We start from the raw sequence: 15,207 nt of genomic DNA, 5'->3' as shown, positions 1-15,207 counted from the left end.
TATAAATTATGAGGGATCTGGAAAAATATACAACCTTATTTGAAGTAGAACGTATCATTATTGAAGATCCCATAAGGATTGACGATATATCTATAGTTATTCCAGCTTTCAATAATCAAAAGAACTTGAATCGACTCATATATTCTTTTCTAAGTGGGAAAAACGAAAGTGAATTACCTTTAGAAATTATAGTAGTTGATAATTTATCTAATCCATCTCTAAATATAAAGAACTTTGCAAATTCAAAAATACCTATACATATATTTGTTTGTGAAAGGCGTGGAGCTGCTGCTGCAAGAAATGTCGGAATAAGTAGAGCAAAGGGTAAATGGATATGTTTTTGTGATGATGATTGCATCGCTACGCCTAATACTCTCAATGGTTATTTAATTGACCAAAATGGCTCTATTGCTTATAATGGAAGTGTTATTCCATATAAAAACAATATACTATCTAATTTTTATCAAGCTCAAGGAAGTTTGACTCCACCTCCATGTAAATATAAAAAGTTGGAAAATATACCAATGCATATAGTAACAGCCAACTCACTCGTCTATAAAGAAGCACTATGCAAAATAAATGGCTTTGACGAATCTTTTTTTATTGCAGCTGAAGATGTTGATATTAGTATTCGTCTATTTAAGCATGGCATGATATCATATGCTCCTCATAGCATTATAGTTCATGATTTTGAAGGAGGTATGCGTAGGTTTATCAAACGTTTTGTTAGATATGGTTCAGGAAATAGACACTTAGAAAGAAAATGGAAAATAGAAAGAAAACCTAAATATTATAAACCAAAAATGAATGGTATTACTCACCAAATTCTCAGTTATTTACAATACTATTCGATGATTATTGGGTATAAAATCATTAAAAATGAACAATTATCTAAACCAACGCAAAAGTATCAGAGGTAAATTTATTGGCATCATATACTCTTTTGAAGGAGAATCCTCACCTGGTTCAGAACATTATGATGTTTGGAGATCTGATGTAATATCCGATTGGCTAAAAGCAATACAAGAAATCGGGTGCATTCCATACATATTAGATGTTAGAACATTTGCATACAAAGCTTTTAATAAATCTTTACCTCCTCTTGATTTTATTGTCAATTTGAACGCTGGAAATTGTGAACTATCTATGCTCGGCTTAGTTCCTAGTATTTGCGGGTTTCTAGCCATTCCATGTATACCTTGCGACACATTAACAGCTGTCTCTGGAGAAAATAAGATTTTATCGAATTTGATAGCATTTGCTAAAGGATTCAATGTTCCAGAAGAAATAGATTCGTCAGATTCAAATGGGATTTTTAGATTATGTAATCTTGGCAGCAGCTGTGGAGTTAAAAAGGGTTTTGGACAAACTGAAACGAACTACACATATCAAAAATTTATACAAGGCTTCGACTTAACCATTCCTATTTTATATAATCCATTAACAAATGAATTAGAAGTATTACCTGGAATATTATACATTCCGGATAATAGAGACACTCAATGGTTTCTTGGAGAACAAGAAAAAGAACATCATTCTGGCTATAAAAAAGAAATCGCTTTTATTGATCATGTTACAAAAGAAAAATGTGTTGATTTAGCAAAATCTTTTTTCATCCAAACATTTTGCAGGATAGATACTCGTATTTATTGTAAATCTTTTGATGAATTAACTCAAATTATAAATAATATCCCCTTTAATAGAGTCTTTTTTTTGGAAATAAATCCCATGCCAACCATTAGAAATGGAATTAATTTTCATAACTCTTTAGAATATTTGGATTATAATTCATCAATGAATGAATGTCTACAATTATATAGAGAAGATACGCCAAATTCTTCGCTGACTGGTTTTATACTATCCAATTCAATAATAGCACTTACAACCAAGCATTGAATATTGACGGATTCATTCCGTTATTAGAAATAAATCGCTGTCTTATGCCTGAAGTTTTAGGCATATTTGAATTAGATAAAACATCATAACTAAAGAGTTTTTTTAATTCCGAATGCTTGTTTGTCAGTTTATATAGTTGATGGTTTAAAGATCCAACTCCAAGCAAGTTGGGTTTTAAGGCATTATTTAATACATCGGATATTTCAAATTCATCAAAAAGGGTAGATAATAGACCTTTATATTTTAGTGAAATTGCAATAATGTTTGTAATATAATTTGCAGATAAAAAAGCACCTTTTTGTATATCGAAATGGTCGAATATCCTTCTCAAAACACTGTATATTTCTTTTTCATTAATATCTTCTCCATAATAATCTTTTACGACCATTAAATTGCATAAAATACCAAGTTCTTGTGTCACTCGATTTTCAGTTTTTGCATAATCTTTTGCTTTATTCAAAATATCAATGGCTAGTTCGAGTTTTCCTGAATATAAATAAGCAACACCAACATTATTTAAAATAATTGACATTCCGACTAAACCAGGAACATTAAACAATGCTGTTTCTTTCATTGCTTCAAATTGATTAATGCCAATCTGATCGGTATAAAACTGATTAGTTAATTCATTATTCATACAGTAGACCATATGATCTTCCATTCCATTTTTTGAAAATATTTCTTGTGCTTTTGATAGATATAGATTCTTTTCATGAAGAGTTACGTCTTTCATAAAATGCGCATAACGATAAACGTGAGCTGATAAAATATCGTTATTTATATATTTTGCGATATCCAATGCGTCTTGTATGTCTTGCCCTCCATAATCATTACAATAAACTCGAAATAACTTAGACATACAGCTAAAACTATGCGTTAGTACATTATTTCTATGACTAGTTTCAACTTCGTTTTGTAATCTTTTAATAATGTCGCAAACATCTTCTCTTACATTATCTTTTAGATCGTACAAGAGATTTGTCCTGAGCCTCAAAATTGATGGAGCATATAATTTAACGATAGAGTTTTCTGCCCACTCTTTATTATACAAAACTCCCCTAGCAGTCTTAGAGCAAGCGCTAAAACATTGTCGCGTAAATATATCAATAAATGATTCTACATCCTCAACCCCAGTGTTGATTATCTTGTCCAATTCTGAGGAACCATCATTTCTTATCATTTTAACTAATATCCCATGAGGACAAAGAGATAATAGAGTTCTTGCTCTATCAAAATCATTATCTTTTAAAAGTATAACTATCACAGGGCGCAGGATACTACTTTTGTATAGAGATATTAATTCTGCGAGATCTTTATTGGTTACATTGCCTTCTTGAATAAGAATTGGGTCTATTATTTCAGGTCCAGCAGCTTGATGTTCGTGAACAGAAAATAATTTAGCAAGATTATTGATTATTTGAGGTATGTCGACTGCTATATTTGTAAAAAAGCAATGAGTCATTAGATCTGTAATATTGGAGATATTTTTACCAATCCATTGATATATTTTTGATTTGATTTTTTTCACCTCCCCAGATGTTGTAATCATATTTTTTTTGCCACGAAAAGTTTTAAAAAAATCACTACCTCTTCCTACAACGAAACGTTGCTCTACCACATAGATAGTAAAACCTTCTTGAGTTTCATTAAAAAAATCAGTGTCTATACCGCTCATAATTTATAGTTATCAGTTATTCGCGAATTTAACATTTATATTTGGAATACGTAAATTCTCATAAAGTATTTCTGTTTATCATCAGCCAAATGTGGTTGTTTTTGTATACATTTGGCTGATAATATTTTTTATTGCCAGCCAAATCCATCCTATTGTTCATAAAAAGCTACATACTCTCTTTCGACAAATGATATTTGATGCGATGAATAAAAACCGCGACGACCATGCGAAGAATTTTTCTTTCCAACTGATAAACGGCGAATGAAAGGAGTACAGCCCGAAACCGTTTTTAGTCAGTAGCTAAAATGAAAAATGCAGTTTAGATTATTAGCAAAGTTTTCCAACATAGAAAAAGATATTGGCACATCAGGGAAAGGAATGAGCCAATATCACATAATGACTTAAACCTGCTTCATAAATTACAATATAATACATCAATGACGTAAAAACACATCATTATTGCATTAATTAATTTAATGTCGTATATTTGCTTTATAAATAAATAATTTGAAAGTTATGACTGAAAAAGGAGACATTATATTTAGTTATACAAACAGTGATGAAAATATACTTGTGAATCTGGGAAAGCAGCTTAAGCAGATGAGACTAAATAAAAATTATACTCAGAAGCAGTTAAGCGAGTTGTCCGGTCTTTCGCGGAGTGCAATCAGTGACTTTGAAAATAAAGGAAGTGGTTCCATGAAGAGTTTCGTACAGTTATTGAGATCTTTAGAAAAGCTTGAATTACTTAATCATTTTATTTCAGAGGCATTGGTTAGCCCTATACAGGTTGCCAAACTGAAAGGAAAAATGCGCAAACGCGCCTCAGGAACAATCAATCTAAAAAACAATAAAGAAGAATCAGAATGGTAGAATTTGCTAATGTAAAACTATGGGGAAAATTAGTTGGAGTTGTATTATGGAATCCCGGCACTCAGAACGCCAGTTTTGAATATGCTCCTACTTTTATAAAAACAGGGCTTGAAGTATCACCATTAAGGATGCCGCTTCAGGAACAATATATTTTTTCTTTCCCTGAATTAAACCCTCAGACATTTAAAGGCTTGCCCGGAATGCTAGCCGATTCTTTACCCGATAATTTTGGTAATGCTCTTATTAATAGATGGCTTGCCGAACAGGGACGCAATCCTGATTCATATAATCCAATAGAGAGGTTATTGTATCAGGGCAAACGTAGTATGGGAGCTCTTGAGTTCGAACCTGCTGAAAAGGTAATATCGAATGTTTCAACAAAAATAGAATTGGAGGGACTGGTAGAAGCGGCACGTATTGCCATAAGCAATAAAGAAAAACTGGATATACGCCTGGAAGGAAATGAGTCCGAACTTCTACAGATAATGAAAGTAGGAACATCTGCCGGAGGAGCCAGGGCAAAAGCAGTTATTGCATATAATGAACAAACAAATGAGGTCAGGTCCGGCCAGTTGAATGCTCCTGAAGGTTTTACCCATTGGCTGATCAAGCTGGATGGCGTGACAAATAACAAATTGGGAGATCCCAGCCATTATGGGAGAATAGAATATGCCTACTATAAAATGGCTATTGGTTGCGGTATAGAGATGACCGACTGCCGTTTGATGGAAGAAAACGGCAGGGCGCATTTTATGACAAGGCGTTTTGACCGGATTGGAGGAAAAGAAAAACTCCACATGCAAACCTTATGCGGTTTAACACATTTTGATTTTAATACTCCCGGGGTTTATTCTTATGAACAGCTATTTCAAACTATGCGCACCTTACGCCTTCCATATTCAGCAGCTGAACAGGTATACAGAAGAATGATTTTTAATATTGTAGCTCGTAACCAGGATGACCATACTAAGAATTTCTCTTTCCTTATGAATCAACAAGGGCAATGGAGTTTATCTCCGGCTTATGATATGGCTTATTCTTACAATCCCACAGGAGAATTTACCTCCCGCCATCAAATGTCAGTGAACGGTAAAAGTGATAATTTTACAAAAACAGATTTAATAGAAGTAGCACGTTCAATGAATATTAAAAAAGCAGAGGAAATTATTGAAGAAGTTATATCATCTGTCTCTCAATGGAGTAAAATTGCGTCAGAAATTGGTATTCCTGAAAACCAAGTAAAGGCCATAGGCGCAACTCTCCGTCTCAAATGGGAATAATAATTTTAAGTCTTAAAAGTGAGATGCCTTCTTTTTAGTCATCGAAAGATCTCTTATTCGACTTGACTGATAAAGAAATGAAGATCTAGCTAAGAAACGAGTCATTTCTTTGTGTATAGTGCAAGTATCTATATATAGATAAGCTTGCACTTTACACAAAAGCTTAGAATATTCACAATCAAAGATTTGGATAGTCGGTTAATTATGTGTAGATTTGAACCTGTATTGTTTAGCGGACAATATGAAGTCAGAATAGATAAAAAAGGATAAAATTAAATCGTTACCAATTCGTTACCATCTATTTTTTAGATTATTGTAAATAATTGGTTATGCGATGATTACGAGATAAAGATTGTGAACCCAGCGGGATCACTTAAAGATCAGCAAATAAGCGACTTATTTCTGACAAACCAAGACAAAACTCTCTAAGATAGATTCTTAGGGAGTTTTTTATTTCCTCTCTAAGACATAATCAGTCATCAAAATGCCAATATTGGACAGTCATTCGTTACGGAATCGTTACGGATTTCACGAAAGACAAAAACCGTAACGAATTAGAGTGTAATATTCTCATTTGTCGCAAATTGGCAGTCGTTTGTCCGCCTGACTTCTAACAATTAACAATAGTTTTGAACACTAAAAATTTATGCGTTATGAATGTTATGAAGTCTACTTTTCGTGTGTTGTTTTATCTCCGAAAAAATGAAGTGAATAAATCCGGTAATTCTTCGATTATGGTCCGAATTACGGTAAATGGGGAGCAAGTGCAATTCAGCTCCAAGTTACAAATCAAACCCGAACTGTGGGATACCAAGAATGGAAAGGCAGTTGGCAAGAGTGCAGGAGCAATGAATACTAATCGCTTGTTAGAAGCCATCAGTGCAAAGGCAAATGAATTATATCATAAGCATCTGAGTGAGTACGGCTATGTTCTGCCCGAAAAGATTAAGAACATTATACTCGGAGTCGATTCAGACAGAAGAAAGATGCTGTTGGAGCATTTTGCCGAGCATAATGAGTTCTATGTATTGAAGATTGGTAAAGATACCTCTCAGATAACAGCTAATCGTTATAAGTTGACTATGCTTCGTTTGCAAGAGTTCCTAAAAGCAGAATATAATCTATCGGACATCCCTGTATTTGAACTAACGCCTGTATTTGTAGAGAAATTCTTTCTGTTTCTTCGGAGCACTCATAATTGCAGTAATAATACCGCTTTGAAGTTTATCCAACGATTCAGAGCCGTATTCTACTACATCAAGAACACCGGAGCAGATATAAAGATTAATCCTTTCGGTAGCTTCAAGTTTCGTACAACCAAAGTCGTTCGGGAGATACTTACCCAAGAGGAACTTGACATTATTTACAAGAAGGAGTTTCTGACCGAACGGTTAGGACAAGTCAGGGACATCTTTATTTTTATGTGTTACACCGGGCTCAGCTACATTGATGTGGCACAGTTGACAGAGGATAATATCAAAACTGCTTTTGATGGACATCAATGGGTAATGACTAAACGCCAAAAGACAAGCGTACCTTCTAATATCCGTTTACTCGAAATTCCATTAGCAATTATAGAGAAGTATAGAGGGCAACAAGCCAATGGAAAATTATTCCCGATTTGCTCCAATCAGAAGATGAACGAATACTTGAAAGAAATTGCTACAATCTGCGGAATTAATAAGCTAATCACCTGTCATATAGCACGTCACAGTTTCGGGACGACCGTTACGCTCGCCAATGGAGTACCTATTGAAACGGTATCAAAAATGCTCGGGCACACAGACATTCGGACTACTCAGATTTATGCGAAGATAGTTGATCAGAAGCTGAGCACAGATATGGATAGCTTGGCTAAAAACTATAAAAGACGGAAATACATTAATAAATAGGCTCTATGGAAACAGGATATATAACATTTACAGATATAGAAACTGGTAAACCCATTATTGAAGTGAAAATTGTAGATGGTACAGTATGGATGACAATAAATGAGATAGCTGACTTGTTCGGGGTGTATTCTCCAACAATCAGCAAACATCTTAAAGCTATTTTCAAAGATGGTCTATTAAGAGAAGATGAGGTAACAAAGGAATATAGATATACAAAAGATACCGGAGAATATATTCGCATCTATTACAATCTCCAAATGATTATCTTTTTGAGTTTTCGTATTCAATCACTTTATACAAAAGCATTTCGGGAATGGGTGCTGAATGCTTTTCGGGAGTATAGTCAGGGACATAAAAGCCATGAAGTTATTGTGATATTCAATACGAGCACAAGAAAACATTCACTTAAAACTTTGAATTAATATGGAATTACAGGTAATACAAAACAAAATATTTGAAGTTCGGGGCTTACGAATAATGATTGACTTTCATTTGGCAGAATTGTATCAGGTAGAAACCAGAGCCTTGAAACAAGCGGTCAGAAGAAATATTGAGCGTTTTCCGTCCGATTTCATGTTTGAATTGACCAATGAAGAAGCTATTCAATTGATAAACACAGGGGTATCACAATCTGTGATACCCTCCGGTTATAATATTGGAGCATCTAAAATATTTGCATTTTCGGAGCAAGGAGTATCTATGCTTTCATCTGTACTACGAAGCAAAATAGCTATTGAAATCAATATCTCGATTATGAGAGCCTTTGTCGCTCTTCGTCAATATGCTTTGGGGTATGCTGAACTCAGTCAGAGATTGGAAAACTTTATGCTCGAAACAAATATGCAATTTAACGAAGTATATCAGGCCTTGACGGAATTGGCAAGTATCAAAGAATTGGAGAATAAATCACGAAAGAGAGTTGGGTTCGTACGAGAAGAAGAATAGTTATTACAATTTATCTTTTATAATGAGCCTTTTACAATCAAATGTAAGAGGCTTTTGCTATTTTTGCATCACAGATAAATTGATATATGCTCCGAGACTTTGCAGCCATAGATTTTGAAACAGCTAATCAGGAACTATCCAGCGTGTGCAGTGTGGGTATTGTTGTAATACGAAATGGTATTATAACAGAGCGTTTCTATAGTCTGATTCAGCCCGAACCAAATTACTATTGTTACGGCAATAGTCAAGTTCATGGCTTGACTGCCGAAGATACTGCCGATGCAAAAGTATTCTCGGAAGTCTGGCAAGAGATTGAGCCGCTTATTGAAAATCTACCATTGGTCGCTCATAACAAAGGCTTTGATGAATCTTGTCTAAAAGCCGTCTTTCGTACTTATCGGATGGATTATCCCGATTATATATTCTATTGCACATTGGCTGCATCACGTCGCCAGTTGAAACATTTGCCCAATCATCAACTACATACGGTTGCCGAAGATTGTGGCTATATACTAACGAATCATCATAATGCTTTGGCTGATGCGGAAGCCTGTGCAAAAGTTGCTTTGCAATTGTTATAAAAAAATGGAAACAAAAGAAACAGATAACTTTTCCATTGTACAAAAATCAGTTATTTGAGACAACTATCCAATTTAGAGATAATGTAATCATTATACTTATTGAATAATTCTATCCCATTGTCAATAGCATTTTTCAATGTCGTTACATGTGAAAGGTCTTTATCTTCTAAATATTCAGAATTTTCTATATAATCGTTTAAGGTTTCCACATCATTATATAGTTTGTCATAGGCCTCAAAAAGATTATCAAGATTGTCGTTTAAGAATTTTTTGTCGTTTTTTTTCATATTTGAAGGGATTGCTAATAATGCTTTTCTTTCTGCCAAATACCAACTATTTCTCTCTTTTACTCGATTGACATCTCCTAAAGATCTGGGGGTACAGTATTTTAACACCCAAGCCTCTTTTGTGATTACTGCCTGATTAATAGCTCCATAATTAACGCCAAACTTATAGTGCTTAAAAGAATAAATAGTTTCATCACTATAGGCTAAATATTTTATTTTGTATTTGAAGATTGTTTCTTTGGTAGAGTTATCATATACTATTTTTTTAGACTTACAAGAGAAACATAAGCAGGTACATAGTATTATCAAAAAAATACAGATTTTATTCATAATTTGTGTTTTGAATTATTAGCAAAAATAAATATTTCAGAATGAACCATTCCTCCCGAAGGTATTTTATATTCTCCGTTTCTTTTCTTCTGAATGGGCAAATCAAAGTTCTTCGATTGCTTGATAATATGGTTTTCAGACATAAAACAAAAGTACATAAATTATAGCAATAGAATATGTTATAAATAGAGATTCAGATTCCATTTCTTATACTCATTCCCCAAATCTGAGGTATTCTTTCGAGTTCGGGAATCTTGTTCATAGAGCAAAGGTATAATCGTGTTTTAGATATTCATATTCGAGCCTGCGGTTTTCAAAACAAATCTTCCTCATTCCCTATCGGGCGAGCGTATTTATTCCGAAAAAACATGCCTATCTAAAATCACAATACCATTTGTTGCCCTACGAAACAAGAAACTCCTAACTCCGAAAGGATGCCGCAAAAAAAAGGTCATGAATATAAGAAACGAAATAAAGAAACAAGAAAGCTCCCTCACCTCAGGAATTAACATAAAAATGGGTTTGAGAATAGCTTTGCTGATGATTGGTGCATGGTTCGTCTACAAAGTGGGTATCTCGGTTGTCTCTGTAATTGGAGTCTATATACTTGTCCGTAGTGTATTTGGTATCATTCGATTGTCTCTGAAAATTATCTTTTCTCTTTTGTCTATCCTATTTCTGATAGCAATAATTTCTCTTATCGTATTATTCATCTTCTAAAACTCAAAATCATGGAAAACAATTATAAGAATCTTGATAAATACGAAAAGTTGGCTCAAATACAAGATTTACGTCTTATGAAAAAAGAACGTCCCTATGCAGCTAAGTACCTAAAGGCATTATGGCTGAATAATACAGAAGTAATAGCCGAATATGAGAGTTTTGGCAACTCAGCCCGACAACTATTAATGAACAGACGTGAATACGATCAGCATCTCTTATTTGGATTTACAGATGTTGAGTTCAATGAATACGGATGGCTGGAAAGACCTCATTTTTTAGATCTAGAACATTTTGAGTTTCCACATCGGGACGGATGGGCAGTAATGAATCATATCACAATCGGTAGAGGTATCAACGGCAAATGGTCTTATGGAACGAGTTACTCATGTAATACCAGCGGAGGCGGTTATGGCTTAGGTGTATGGGGCAAAATATTTGATAACAGAAAAAGCTGTTTAATATCTGCTTTGCAGGAGTTAATGGATAAACTCAAAAAAGTAGACCAAGATAAATATACTGCTCGTGTTTTGAAGCAAGCGAAGGAATTATTCGACACGGTTACAGGGAGAAAGCTTGTACAGTTGGAATTATTTTAAAACAGACAGATATGTACAGATTATATATAGGATTCAGGCTATTGGGCGAGTTCGATAGGATATTGGAAGCTAAACAGTTTGCAGAAAGAAGCGGATTGAGTGGAGTATTTAATCTGATTGGGGATAATTATCGGGATAGTTGGTATGTGCCAAGATGGAAAGAACTGAAAGATATACAAAACGTTACGGACTGAGAAATCAGTCCGTTTTTTATGAAATAGAATCTAATTTATGATCTTGGAGAATAGTATATAATACAAACGCCCAACAACGCTATCAAAGCTCCTATAACATCATACTTAGTCGGAACATATTTATCAAATACAAAAGCCCACAAGAGTGAAAGGACGATAAAGAATCCGCCATAAGTAGCATAAACCTTTGCAAAATTAGATGCTTGCAATGTTGCTACTAATCCGTAAAGAACAAGAATTGCACCTCCTATTATTCCATACCACACAGGCTTACCTTCTCTTACAGATAACCAAACAAGATACCCACCTCCTATTTCACAAATACCTGCTACTATAAATATTGATATTGACCTGATTATTTCCATTATTTAATTATGTTTTTGCTAATTTGAGAATCCTTATCGCCCCTCTTATAACAATAAGAAATACAATACTACCAATTATAAGGTCGGGGATCTGATTATTTAACTGCCACACTAAAAATCCTGCAAGAATTACCCCTGCATTTATTATAACATCGTTGGATGAAAAGATGATACTTGCCTGAATATGGGCATCTTTGCTTTTCGTCCTTTGAAGTAACAGTAAACATATAACATTAGCAATCAAGGCAAGTATGGATATGCCTATCATTGTCTGAAAGACAGGCATTTTTTCTGCACCAATGAACCGCCTAATTACCTCAATAAAGCCAATAGCAGCCAAAAGTATCTGGAAATATCCGCAAATCATAGCAACGCGTTTCTTACGGCTTACGGCTGCACCGACAGCAAACAAACTTAATCCATATACAAAAGCATCGGCAAGCATATCAAGGCTATCAGCAATCAATCCCATAGATTTAGATATGATACCCGTTGACATTTCAATCAGGAAAAAGCCAAAGTTAATAGCCAGTACAATCCAAAGGACTTTACGCTGCTTGTTATCTTCCTCTGCCTGAATTTTTCCTGTTGCTTCTGAACTTTCAACAAAGCGTGAACCGAGATTCAAGGTAGCAAGCTGTTGTTCGATTGTTTGATAGTCGCCTGTATGGTAAACGGTCAATATTCTGCCTTTCAGGTCAAATTCCTGTTTGGCAATACCCTCTATGTTTTGAAGTTTCATCCGAATGAGGTTTTCCTCACTCGGACAATCCATTTGTTCAATTTTAAAAATTGATTTTTTCATTTACAATTTAATTATAATCCCGGCATTCAGGACAAAACCGTCCAACGGTGCGTAAATATCCCGAAATTCGGGTTTAGTCATAGAACCTGTATGAATGGTATCGAACCTTGTCTGCCGTCTATCGGTAAAGTTCTCAAAGTTAGCATATATCGAGAATTTTTCCCAAATCCGTTGCATCATTAATCCGCAGATAAGGTAATCTTGTCCTGTTTTGCCGTCATTTAGTTTTTGTTTACCTGTATAATAGGCTTCCAATCCGATTTTCCATTTGTCCTCTACCTCATACATCAAAACAGAATTAATTTTATGTTTTGGTGTAAGGTTTTTTTGGTAGCTCCTGCCGTCTTCCTTTACATTCGCATCCGTATAAGTATATCCGAGGAATAAACCGAAATCCTTATACTTTATTTTCATATTGGTTTCAGCCCCTTTACTATCCACATGACCGTCTATGTTATAAAACAGCCAACGGTTATTATCCGCAGCTTGCAGTTCAAGCGGATTTTTCAGGTAAGTATAAAAGAATAACTGGTTTATACTTAGATATACTTGGTCACCGAACAATCCTGTTTTATAAGTAAAATCCACATTTGCCCCATAGCTTCTTTCCAGTTTATTATTATCGTCATTAATCGGTAAGACATTCTGAAACTGGATGCGTTCGCTATCTTCCGAAAAGATGGTAGGTGCTTTATATCCGAACCCGCCACCTACACGGGATGAAAATTTCTCTGTAATCTTGAAATGTGAAGATATGCGGGGTAGAACTGCAAAACCGTAATCAGTTACATAGTCGGTACGCAATCCGCTTTCAAGGTTCATCCAGTCCGTTATCTTCGTATTGTTCTGAACAAACAAGCCTAAAGTAGTCATGTTGTAATCACGCAAAGGGAAATCTGTCAGTTTTTCTTCGGTAAACTTATCCGTCCATACATTCGCACCGGCTACCCACTCTGTCTTTTCTTTTGTGTGGACATAGGATACTTCCGAAAAAGAGGATAGCTGTTCGCCGTCAAAAGTAAAATCGGGAATCTCTATCTTACGGCTGAAATAAGTAACGCTGTTCTTTACATTGAGTTTATTCTGTTCATCGAACCGATGTCCGAATGTAAGTTGGCTCGAATGTCTTTGTGTCTTGTTCCTCTCAAAATAAGAATGTTCATCACTTCCTTTACCTTTTACGTATTCCATATCTCCACCCAGACGGTTTTCGATAGTAGAATTTATGCCGAGATTAAAGTCCGTATTTTCTGATAGGTACAGGAATAGTTTCGGATTCAGAACAAATCTGTCAAACTTGGGTATGGCGGTAAAACCTACATCTGACGGGTCATAAGCCCAGTTACGGTTATAGGATGCAAATACAGTAGTGCCCACTTTATTGAATTTCTGACCGAAAAAGCTATTTACATCAAGCCCCTTGCCTGTTGTCCCGTTCAGGTGTATCGAAAAATCCCTTTCCTTTTCGGGTGTTTTTGATATGAGATTTACCAGTCCCGCAATCGCACCACCACCGTATAAGGTAGAAGAAGAACCTTTGATTATCTCTACCTGCTTTAAATCGAGCGGAGGTGTCTGCAACAAACCTAATCCACTCGCAGCACCCGAGAATACAGGAAAACCGTCTTTTAATATTTGAGTGTATCTACCGTCCAAACCCTGTATGCGGATGGACGAATTACCCGATATGGCGGATGTTTGTTGTGTCATAATACCTGTGCTTTCATTCAGCAACATACGGATGTCCCCGGGCTTCATCACTCCTTTTTCGCCTAATTCTTCGGTATTTATAAATTCTATTCGGGTCGGAATATCTTTGAAAGTGCGTGTTCCTCTTGTTGAAGAAACAACTACTTCCTGCAATGTTTCTTCGTCAGGTTCGACCTTGATAACAATAGGCTCATCGGAAGCCAGCGGGAATGTAAATTCTTTGATAGTCTTTTCATACCCCATATAAGTAATTTCAATTTTCTGATTACCATTCGGAATATTGGAAAGTACGGCTAATCCTTCAGTATCGGAAGATACTCCGTTTGTTGTGTTTTGAAGTACGACATTCGCACCGATTAAAGGTTCTTTTGTCTCGCAGTCTATCAGTTTGACTTTGAGTGTATTTTGTGCGAATATATTGGGAAGGCTAAATGCTAAAAATAGCATCAGTATAATTTTTGTTTTCATTATGATTCTTGTTTTAAATCTTCAACTATAAATGATATGAGGATTACGATATTACAAAGAATGTATTATCGTAAATAGTAAATAAGACAGGACATATTTTATTATGACCTGTAAATCAAATATTAGTTATGCTTGTGGTGGTTGCCAGATTGAAGATATAATATCGGGAAGATTGTCTCTTACTATATATACTGATTCGCAATCAGCGATTAAGTTAGTGACTATTCTTAAAGGTTTGTAGTGACGAGCTTCGGGAAAACCGGAACAGGTATTGCAATGTAGAAAGGGAGAACAGCAATCATACGTTTTATCGGAACAGTCATCGCTGGTATTGTTGCAGATAGTATTTTCTGTCTCCACAGTTTCAGTATATACAGACATACATTTATCCTCAATGCAACAAGGCATTACTGATAGCAGCAACACACTTATAGCTAATATGAGAGATAAATATTTCATGCTACAAAGATATATAAATCCCTTTAATATCATTTATGAATTGGACATTCTTTGAAGATAGATTCTATATTATGGATTTAGAAACTGGTGCTTTTTTACAAAAAAGTCAAAGAGATAAGTTCTCTCTG

17 protein-coding genes are annotated in these 15,207 nt (G+C 35.0%); 12 read left to right on the top strand and 5 right to left on the bottom strand.

Going from position 1 to position 15,207, the window contains the following annotated elements:
• Positions 1–8: 8 nt before the first annotated feature.
• Entirely contained in the window at positions 9–920 is a 912-nt protein-coding gene (locus tag D0T84_RS01415; protein ID WP_163305162.1) for a glycosyltransferase family 2 protein, read from the top strand.
• Entirely contained in the window at positions 880–1,896 is a 1,017-nt protein-coding gene (locus D0T84_RS01410; protein WP_163305161.1) for a hypothetical protein, read from the top strand. Before D0T84_RS01415 ends, D0T84_RS01410 begins: the two co-directional genes overlap by 41 nt.
• On the opposite strand, the gene D0T84_RS01405 is transcribed toward D0T84_RS01410, so the two are convergent.
• A complete protein-coding gene (locus D0T84_RS01405; RefSeq protein WP_163305159.1) occupies positions 1,880–3,571 on the bottom strand; it encodes a hypothetical protein in 1,692 nt (563 codons plus the stop codon). The genes D0T84_RS01410 and D0T84_RS01405 overlap by 17 nt on opposite strands.
• Before the next feature lie 91 nt (positions 3,572–3,662).
• Between D0T84_RS01405 and D0T84_RS22730 the strand changes: the two genes are divergently transcribed.
• The 7 genes from D0T84_RS22730 to D0T84_RS01370 all read left to right on the top strand — a co-directional run bounded on the left by D0T84_RS22730 (position 3,663) and on the right by D0T84_RS01370 (position 9,142).
• Positions 3,663–3,836 (top strand): HipA domain-containing protein, encoded by a 174-nt coding sequence (locus D0T84_RS22730; RefSeq protein WP_280646991.1) that lies wholly within the window; start codon positions 3,663–3,665, stop codon positions 3,834–3,836.
• A 251-nt stretch (positions 3,837–4,087) separates the two neighbouring features.
• On the top strand, positions 4,088–4,444 hold the full coding sequence (locus D0T84_RS01395; protein ID WP_163305157.1) for a helix-turn-helix domain-containing protein: 357 nt from the start codon (positions 4,088–4,090) through the stop codon (positions 4,442–4,444).
• A complete protein-coding gene (locus tag D0T84_RS01390; protein ID WP_163305155.1) occupies positions 4,438–5,724 on the top strand; it encodes a type II toxin-antitoxin system HipA family toxin in 1,287 nt (428 codons plus the stop codon). Before D0T84_RS01395 ends, D0T84_RS01390 begins: the two co-directional genes overlap by 7 nt.
• Positions 5,725–6,386: 662 nt before the next feature.
• The gene (locus tag D0T84_RS01385; protein WP_163305347.1) at positions 6,387–7,616 is read left to right on the top strand and encodes a site-specific integrase; all 1,230 of its coding nucleotides are present in this window, start codon (positions 6,387–6,389) and stop codon (positions 7,614–7,616) included.
• Between the two features lie 5 nt (positions 7,617–7,621).
• Positions 7,622–8,038 (top strand): hypothetical protein, encoded by a 417-nt coding sequence (locus tag D0T84_RS01380; RefSeq protein ID WP_163305153.1) that lies wholly within the window; start codon positions 7,622–7,624, stop codon positions 8,036–8,038.
• Position 8,039: 1 nt separating this feature from the next.
• Positions 8,040–8,561 (top strand): ORF6N domain-containing protein, encoded by a 522-nt coding sequence (locus tag D0T84_RS01375; RefSeq protein WP_163305151.1) that lies wholly within the window; start codon positions 8,040–8,042, stop codon positions 8,559–8,561.
• Between the two features lie 86 nt (positions 8,562–8,647).
• Positions 8,648–9,142 (top strand): 3'-5' exonuclease, encoded by a 495-nt coding sequence (locus tag D0T84_RS01370; protein WP_163305149.1) that lies wholly within the window; start codon positions 8,648–8,650, stop codon positions 9,140–9,142.
• A 50-nt stretch (positions 9,143–9,192) separates the two neighbouring features.
• Here D0T84_RS01370 and D0T84_RS01365 read toward each other — a convergent pair whose 3' ends face one another.
• Positions 9,193–9,759, bottom strand: coding sequence for a hypothetical protein (locus D0T84_RS01365; RefSeq protein WP_163305147.1), 567 nt, complete (start codon positions 9,757–9,759; stop codon positions 9,193–9,195).
• Between the two features lie 453 nt (positions 9,760–10,212).
• Between D0T84_RS01365 and D0T84_RS01360 the strand changes: the two genes are divergently transcribed.
• Genes D0T84_RS01360 through D0T84_RS01350 form a run of 3 tightly spaced genes read left to right on the top strand, consistent with a single transcriptional unit; the run spans position 10,213 to position 11,272 of the window.
• Positions 10,213–10,479 (top strand): hypothetical protein, encoded by a 267-nt coding sequence (locus D0T84_RS01360; protein WP_163305145.1) that lies wholly within the window; start codon positions 10,213–10,215, stop codon positions 10,477–10,479.
• Positions 10,480–10,490: 11 nt separating this feature from the next.
• Entirely contained in the window at positions 10,491–11,078 is a 588-nt protein-coding gene (locus tag D0T84_RS01355; RefSeq protein WP_163305143.1) for a hypothetical protein, read from the top strand.
• Between the two features lie 11 nt (positions 11,079–11,089).
• A complete protein-coding gene (locus D0T84_RS01350) occupies positions 11,090–11,272 on the top strand; it encodes a hypothetical protein (protein WP_163305141.1) in 183 nt (60 codons plus the stop codon).
• Positions 11,273–11,307: 35 nt separating this feature from the next.
• On the opposite strand, the gene D0T84_RS01345 is transcribed toward D0T84_RS01350, so the two are convergent.
• Genes D0T84_RS01345 through D0T84_RS01335 form a run of 3 tightly spaced genes read right to left on the bottom strand, consistent with a single transcriptional unit; the run spans position 11,308 to position 14,620 of the window.
• Positions 11,308–11,637, bottom strand: coding sequence for a YnfA family protein (locus D0T84_RS01345; RefSeq protein ID WP_163305139.1), 330 nt, complete (start codon positions 11,635–11,637; stop codon positions 11,308–11,310).
• Between the two features lie 7 nt (positions 11,638–11,644).
• Complete coding sequence (locus D0T84_RS01340) at positions 11,645–12,442, bottom strand: cation transporter (protein ID WP_163305137.1); 798 nt, start codon at positions 12,440–12,442, stop codon at positions 11,645–11,647.
• Complete coding sequence (locus tag D0T84_RS01335; RefSeq protein ID WP_163305135.1) at positions 12,443–14,620, bottom strand: TonB-dependent receptor; 2,178 nt, start codon at positions 14,618–14,620, stop codon at positions 12,443–12,445.
• Positions 14,621–15,207 lie beyond the last annotated feature (587 nt).

The organism is Dysgonomonas sp. 521 (assembly GCF_010501055.1).
Lineage (GTDB): Bacteria > Bacteroidota > Bacteroidia > Bacteroidales > Dysgonomonadaceae > Dysgonomonas.
The sequence above is the reverse complement of the archived record's forward strand: the minus strand, read 5'-3'. Positions and strand labels throughout refer to the sequence as shown.

Bases quoted from the DNA above. Each gene is read 5' to 3' on its own strand.
- D0T84_RS01415 (WP_163305162.1), top strand. From the start codon at position 9: ATGAGGGATCTGGAAAAATATACAACCTTATTTGAAGTAGAACGTATC.
- D0T84_RS01410 (WP_163305161.1), top strand. From the start codon at position 880: ATGAACAATTATCTAAACCAACGCAAAAGTATCAGAGGTAAATTTATT.
- D0T84_RS01405 (WP_163305159.1), bottom strand. From the start codon at position 3,571: ATGAGCGGTATAGACACTGATTTTTTTAATGAAACTCAAGAAGGTTTT.
- D0T84_RS01395 (WP_163305157.1), top strand. From the start codon at position 4,088: ATGACTGAAAAAGGAGACATTATATTTAGTTATACAAACAGTGATGAA.
- D0T84_RS01390 (WP_163305155.1), top strand. From the start codon at position 4,438: ATGGTAGAATTTGCTAATGTAAAACTATGGGGAAAATTAGTTGGAGTT.
- D0T84_RS01385 (WP_163305347.1), top strand. From the start codon at position 6,387: ATGAAGTCTACTTTTCGTGTGTTGTTTTATCTCCGAAAAAATGAAGTG.
- D0T84_RS01380 (WP_163305153.1), top strand. From the start codon at position 7,622: ATGGAAACAGGATATATAACATTTACAGATATAGAAACTGGTAAACCC.
- D0T84_RS01375 (WP_163305151.1), top strand. From the start codon at position 8,040: ATGGAATTACAGGTAATACAAAACAAAATATTTGAAGTTCGGGGCTTA.
- D0T84_RS01370 (WP_163305149.1), top strand. From the start codon at position 8,648: ATGCTCCGAGACTTTGCAGCCATAGATTTTGAAACAGCTAATCAGGAA.
- D0T84_RS01365 (WP_163305147.1), bottom strand. From the start codon at position 9,759: ATGAATAAAATCTGTATTTTTTTGATAATACTATGTACCTGCTTATGT.
- D0T84_RS01360 (WP_163305145.1), top strand. From the start codon at position 10,213: ATGAATATAAGAAACGAAATAAAGAAACAAGAAAGCTCCCTCACCTCA.
- D0T84_RS01355 (WP_163305143.1), top strand. From the start codon at position 10,491: ATGGAAAACAATTATAAGAATCTTGATAAATACGAAAAGTTGGCTCAA.
- D0T84_RS01350 (WP_163305141.1), top strand. From the start codon at position 11,090: ATGTACAGATTATATATAGGATTCAGGCTATTGGGCGAGTTCGATAGG.
- D0T84_RS01345 (WP_163305139.1), bottom strand. From the start codon at position 11,637: ATGGAAATAATCAGGTCAATATCAATATTTATAGTAGCAGGTATTTGT.
- D0T84_RS01340 (WP_163305137.1), bottom strand. From the start codon at position 12,442: ATGAAAAAATCAATTTTTAAAATTGAACAAATGGATTGTCCGAGTGAG.
- D0T84_RS01335 (WP_163305135.1), bottom strand. From the start codon at position 14,620: ATGAAAACAAAAATTATACTGATGCTATTTTTAGCATTTAGCCTTCCC.